The organism is Rhodococcus sp. NPDC054953 (assembly GCF_053609225.1).
Genome location: NZ_JBSGXD010000013.1, coordinates 116,413 through 122,280 on the forward strand (window position 1 = coordinate 116,413; position 5,868 = coordinate 122,280).

Annotated in this window: 5 protein-coding genes; all 5 read left to right on the forward strand. The window is 71.2% G+C overall.

Annotated features, from left to right (window positions below):
- The first annotated feature begins 75 nt into the window (after window positions 1–75).
- Window positions 76–1,071, forward strand: coding sequence for a carbohydrate ABC transporter permease (locus ACWF62_RS11530; RefSeq protein ID WP_452630116.1), 996 nt, complete (start codon window positions 76–78; stop codon window positions 1,069–1,071).
- A gap of 101 nt (window positions 1,072–1,172) precedes the next feature.
- Complete coding sequence (locus ACWF62_RS11535) at window positions 1,173–2,090, forward strand: carbohydrate ABC transporter permease (protein ID WP_378508722.1); 918 nt, start codon at window positions 1,173–1,175, stop codon at window positions 2,088–2,090.
- On the forward strand, window positions 2,087–2,290 hold the full coding sequence (locus tag ACWF62_RS11540; protein ID WP_452630117.1) for a hypothetical protein: 204 nt from the start codon (window positions 2,087–2,089) through the stop codon (window positions 2,288–2,290). The genes ACWF62_RS11535 and ACWF62_RS11540 overlap by 4 nt, the downstream gene beginning before the upstream one ends.
- A gap of 114 nt (window positions 2,291–2,404) precedes the next feature.
- Window positions 2,405–4,627 carry a transglycosylase domain-containing protein gene (locus tag ACWF62_RS11545; protein ID WP_378508721.1) on the forward strand — a complete coding sequence of 741 codons (2,223 nt, stop codon included), beginning with the start codon at window positions 2,405–2,407 and terminating at the stop codon, window positions 4,625–4,627.
- Window positions 4,628–4,655: 28 nt separating this feature from the next.
- On the forward strand, window positions 4,656–5,868 hold a 1,213-nt coding region (locus ACWF62_RS11550; RefSeq protein WP_452630118.1), incomplete at its 3' end, for an MFS transporter.

The following is a 5,868-nucleotide window of genomic DNA, read 5'->3' on the forward strand; positions in this document are numbered from 1 at the left end:
GGGGGCGGGGGGGGGGGGGGGGGCGTGGGGGGGTTGGGTGGGCAGAGCGCGACACAAGGGGGGGGGGGGGGGTCAGTGGGGGGGTGTCCTTGTTTCCCCTGCGCCCCGCCCGCCCCGGAGCCCCCGAAACGCCGCCGCGACTGGCGGCCGATGTACCTGATCGCCCCCACGATGGTGATCCTCGCGATCGTCATCGTGTACCCGGTGGTCAAGGCGCTGATCCTGTCGTTCCAACGCAATCCCGGCGTCGACCCGGACACCGGACGGTTCGTGCAGGGCGGCTTCGCCGGGCTCGACAACTACCTGCTGTGGCTCACCGGCAACTGCGGCGAGGGCCGCGGCACCTGCCCGCCAGGCACCCTCGGCGCCGACTTCTGGCCCGCGGTCGGGGTCACGGCGCTGTTCACCGTCGCGATCGTCGGCATCTCCACCGTGCTCGGGCTGTGGATGGCCACGGTCATGAGCCGCAGCTTCGTCGGCCGATCCTTCCTGCGGGCGAGTGTGCTGATCCCGTGGGCCATCCCGACCGCGGTCACCGCCAAGCTGTGGTTCTTCATCTTCGCCGAGAACGGCATCGCGAACCGCCTGCTCGGCACCGACATCGCCTGGACCACCGATCCGTGGGCGTCCCGGTTCGCGGTGATCATCGCCGACGTGTGGAAGACGACGCCGTTCATGGCGTTGCTGATCCTCGCCGGCCTGCAGATGATCCCGCAGGACGTCTACGAGGCGGCCCGGGTGGACGGGGCCTCCGCGTGGCAGCGGTTCACCCAGATCACGCTGCCCCTGGTCAAGCCGGCGCTGATGGTCGCGATCCTGTTCCGCACCCTTGACGTGCTGCGGATCTACGATCTCCCCGCGATCCTCGGCGGCACCTCCGGCTCCACCCCGATCTCGACCGTCGCGATCCTCACCGTCGCGGACATTCGGCAGAACAACTATCAGAGCGCGTCCGCGCTGTCGACGCTGATCTTCCTCGGCATCTTCGCGGTGGCGTTCGTCATGGTGAAGTTCCTCGGCGCCAACGCGGTGCGCACGCAGGACGAGCAGCGCAAGGGCGGTGATCACTGATGGGCCGGCACAACGTCCCGGACGGTGACGCGGCCGGAGTCACCGAGCGTGGCCCGTCCGCCCCGTACGAACGGTTCACCGACGAGGTCCCGAACTATTCGATGGAGACGACGGTGATTCCCGCCATCGCCGTGCTGGAGGAGCCGGACCTCGAGGTCCCGGAGACCGCAGCCGCGGTGCGCAGGCGCAGGCCGCTGGGGCCCGCCGTCCGCAACTACGTCGGGGTGATCGTCATCCTGGTGTGGGGTCTCGCCCCGTTCTACTGGATGGTTGTCACCGCATTCCGGGACAGCGCGTTCACCTTCGACACCACCCCGTGGCCGACGCACCTGACGCTGGACAACTTCCGGGACGCGCTCGCCACCGACAAGGGCAACGACTTCCTCGCGGCCATCGGCAACAGCATGATCATCAGCGCGGTGACCACGGCGGTCGCCCTGCTGCTCGGCGTGTTCACCGCATACGCATTGGCGCGCATCCAGTTCCGCGGCAAGTACGTGGTCACCGGGATCATTCTCGCCGCGTCGATGTTCCCCACTGTCGCGCTGGTGACACCGCTGTTCCAGCTGTTCAGCGACATCGGGTGGATCGGGCAGTATCAGGCGCTGATCGTGCCGAACATCTCGTTCGTGCTGCCGCTGACCGTGTACACGCTCACCTCGTTCCTGTCCGACCTGCCGTGGGAGTTGGAGGAGGCCGCGCGGATCGACGGGGCATCCCGCGGGCAGGCGTTCCGGCTGGTGATCCTGCCGCTCGCGGCGCCTGCCCTGTTCACCACCGCGATCCTCGCGTTCATCGCGACGTGGAACGAGTTCCTCCTCGCGAGCCTGCTGTCCAACGACAGCACCGAACCGGTGACCGTCGCGATCGCCCGATTCGAGGGCCCGGACGCGTTCAGTCAGCCGTACGCGGCGATCATGGCGGCGGGCACCCTGGTGACGATCCCGCTGGTCATCATGGTGCTGATCTTCCAGCGCCGCATCGTCTCCGGCCTGACCGCGGGCGGCGTGAAGTCGTGACCGAGGCCAGACAGCTGGCGCGGCGGCGGCAGCAACTGGAGATGCTGATCGGGGTGCTCGGCTTCTTCACGGCGATGGCGTTCCTCGCGGCGGCGGCGGGCATCGTCCGCGGCGATGCCGGGGCGGTGCCCTCACTCGTGCTGCTCGGCTGCGTCGCCGCGCTCGGCGTCGCCGTCCGGACCTGGCGCCGCACCCGCTGACGCCGAGGCAACACGCGGGGTGGTCTCGCGGTGATGGACCTCGGCGCCGGGTGATGCCACGATGCCCGAGGACGGATTGTTTGCTGCCCGTCTGCCGGCCGAGCCCACGGGAGCATACGTGTGAGTCCATCGCCTGGAGCCACCCCGGAATCGACGACGCCCCCGGACGACGGCGACGGCGGTGCTGAGGCGGGCCCGCCGCGCGGGCGGCGCAGGCTGCTGTGGGTGGCGCTGACCCTGGTGGTGCTGCTGATCGTGGCGCCGGTGGTGGCGTTCGCGATCGGCTACTCGAGGGCGGTGGTGCCGCGGCCGTCGGACATGCGGACCAACCAGGTGTCCACCATCGTCGCCGCCGACGGCTCCCCGATCACCACGATCGTCCCCCCGGAGGGCAACCGCACCGAGGTCGCGATCGACGCGATACCCGAGCACGTGCGGATGGCGATCCTCTCGGCGGAGGACCGCAACTTCTACACCAATCCGGGCTTCTCGATCAGCGGCTTCGTCCGCGCCGCGCGGGACAATGTGCTCGGCAAGGACAGCGCGGGCGGCGGCTCCACGATCACCCAGCAGTACGTGAAGAACACCCTGGTCGGCGCCGACCGCAACGTGGTCCGCAAGATGCGCGAGTTGGTGATCGCATCGAAGATGGCGCGACAGTGGTCGAAGGACGACATCCTCGCCGCCTATCTCAACACCATCTACTTCGGCCGCGGCGCATACGGGATCGCCGCCGCGTCGAAGGCGTTTTTCGGGAAACCGGTCGGCGAGCTGACGGTGTCCGAGGGCGCGGTGCTCGCGTCCGTGATCCGCAGCCCGTCGTCGCTGGATCCGGAGACCAATTCCGCTGCCGCGCAGTCGAGGTGGCAGTACGTCCTCGACGGCATGGTGGACATGGGGGTGCTGTCCCCCGCGGACCGGAAGGCGCAGCAGTTCCCTGCCGTCGCACCGTTGGCGCAGCTCGACGACGCGGGCGCCGCACGCGGGCCGGAGGGGCTGATCCGGGCCCGCGTTCTCGCGGAACTGGCGGCGTCCGGAATCAGTGAGCGGGAGCTGAATACCGAGGGTCTGCGGATCACCACCACCATCGACCCGGCGGCGCAGGCCGCCGCGGTCGACGCCGTCGCCGAGACGCTCGACGGGGAGCCGCCGGAGCTGCGGACCGCGGTCGTGTCGATCGACCCGAGATCCGGTGCGGTGCGGGCCTACTACGGTGGGGCGGACGGCGCCGGGTTCGACTTCGCGCAGGCGCCACTGCAGACCGGGTCGGCGTTCAAGGTGTTCGGCCTCGCCGCCCTGCTCGACGAGGGCCGGGGGCTGCAGACCCCGTTCGACTCGGCACCGCTGACCGTCGGCAACGTCGAGATCGGCAATGTGGAGGGCGAGTCCTGTGGCCGGTGCACGATCGCGGAGGCACTGAAGAGGTCGCTGAACACCAGCTTCTACCGGATGACGCTGTCGCTGGACGGCGGGCCGCAGAAGATCGCCGACATCGCGCACGCCGCGGGCATTCCGCGGGAGATCCCCGGCGTCGTCGGCACCACGCTCAGTGAGGACGGCGGGCCGCCGGAGAACGGAATCGTCTTGGGCCAGTACCAGACCCGGGTGATCGACATGGCGTCCGCGTACGCGACGCTCGCGTCGTCCGGGATGTATCGGGCGCCGTTCTTCGTGCAGCACGTCGTCACCGCGGAGGGTCGCGTCCTGCTGGACCGGGCACCGGATCCGGGGCAGCAGCGGATCCCGGCGCCCGTCGCGGACAACGTGACCCAGGCGATGATGCCGATCGCGTCGTACTCGCGGGGGCACGCGCTTGCGGGTGGGCGGCCGTCGGCGTCGAAGACCGGGACCGCGCAGCTCGGGGACACCGGAATGAACAAGGACGCCTGGATGGTCGGGTACACGCCGTCACTGTCCACGGCCGTGTGGGTGGGCACCGAGCAGTCGCAGCCGATCGTGACCCGGTGGGGTGGCTCGGTGTACGGCGCCGGGCTGCCCGCCGACATCTGGAAGTCGACGATGGACGGCGCCCTCGACGGCACCGACTGGGAGGCGTTCCCGTGGCCGAAACCGATCGACGGGCAGGCCGGGGTGCCCGCCTCGTCGGGATCGACGGCCGCGACCGCAGCGACATCGGCGGCGGGCGGGCGCGCGGCGACTGGTCAGGCGCCGGTCCGGGTGCCGGTCGCGGATGTGCCTGCGCCGCAGCAGGTGCCGCAGCCCGCGTCGCCGGCGCCGCTGCAGATCGACGTGCCCGCGCCCCCCGCCCCCGTCGCTCCCCCGCTGCCGCGGTCGGTGGAAATCCTGCCCGGCGTGGTCATCCCGCTGCCCGGCTGACCCGGCGACCGCGGCTAGCCTCGACTCCGTGACCGCGACGACCCCCGACCTCCGACCGACCCAACGGCGCATCGTGCTCACGCTGTCGTTGGCGCAACTGTGCAGCGGTATCGGCAACGGTGCCGCGTTGGCGATCGGTTCGCTGATGGCGGTGGAGTTGACCGGCAGCGACGCGTACGCGGGCGCGGTGACGACGGCGTTGTCGGTGGCCGCGTCCCTCGCCGCCCTGCCGCTGGCCGGACTGGCGATGCGGCGCGGCAGGCGCACCGCGTTGATGTCCGGGCTCGGGCTCGCCGCGGTGGGGGCGGTCGCGATGATCCTCGCCCCGGTGCTCGGGTCGTTCGCGGTGCTGCTGCTCGGCGGCGCGCTGCTCGGGGTCGGCAACGCGGCGAACCTGCAGTCCCGGTTCGCCGCCACCGATCTCGCGACACCCGCCCACCGCGGCCGGGACCTGTCGATCGTGGTGTGGGCGATCACCATCGGTGCGGTGGCGGGACCGAACCTGATCCGCCCCGGGGCGGCGCTCGGTGAGTTCCTCGGCCTGCCCGAGATGTCGGGGCCGTTCCTATTCTCCCTCGCGGGCATGCTGATCGGTGTCGCCGTGCTCGCGGTGGGGTTGCGACCCGACCCGCTGCTCACCGCGCGGGCGGTGGGCGGGGTCAGCGCCGGAGCGTCGCGGCCGTCGCTGGTCGACGGGCTGCGCACCGCGGCCCGGTCCTGGCCCGCGACGCTGGGCATCGTCACCCTGGTCGCCGCGCACGTGGTGATGGTGGCGGTCATGTCGATGACCCCGGTGCAGCTGCGGGAACTCGATCACGCGGCGGGGGCGCAGCATTCGTCGGCGGACACGCTCGCCGTCATCGGCTTCGTGATCTCGCTGCACATCGCCGGGATGTACGCGCTCTCCCCGGTGATGGGGTGGTTGACCGACCGGTTCGGCCGGTTGCGGACCATGCTGCTTGCCCAGGTGCTGCTGGCGGCGGCCGTGCTCTGCGCCGGGGTCGGCGCCGACGGCCGCACCTGGGTGACGGTCGGGCTGGTGCTGCTCGGGCTCGGCTGGTCGGCGGCCACCGTGTCCGCGTCGACGTTCGTGGCCGAGAGCGTGCCGCCGGAGCGTGCCGTCCTGGTCCAGGGCGTGTCCGACGCGGTGATGGGCGCCGCGGGCGCGGTCGGCGCCGCAACCGCCGGGATGGTGCTCGCCGTCGGCGGCTACCTCGGGGTGAACCTGGTCGGGGCGGTGA

Bases quoted from the DNA above. Each gene is read 5' to 3' on its own strand.
- ACWF62_RS11535 (WP_378508722.1), top strand. From the start codon at position 1,173: ATGGAGACGACGGTGATTCCCGCCATCGCCGTGCTGGAGGAGCCGGAC.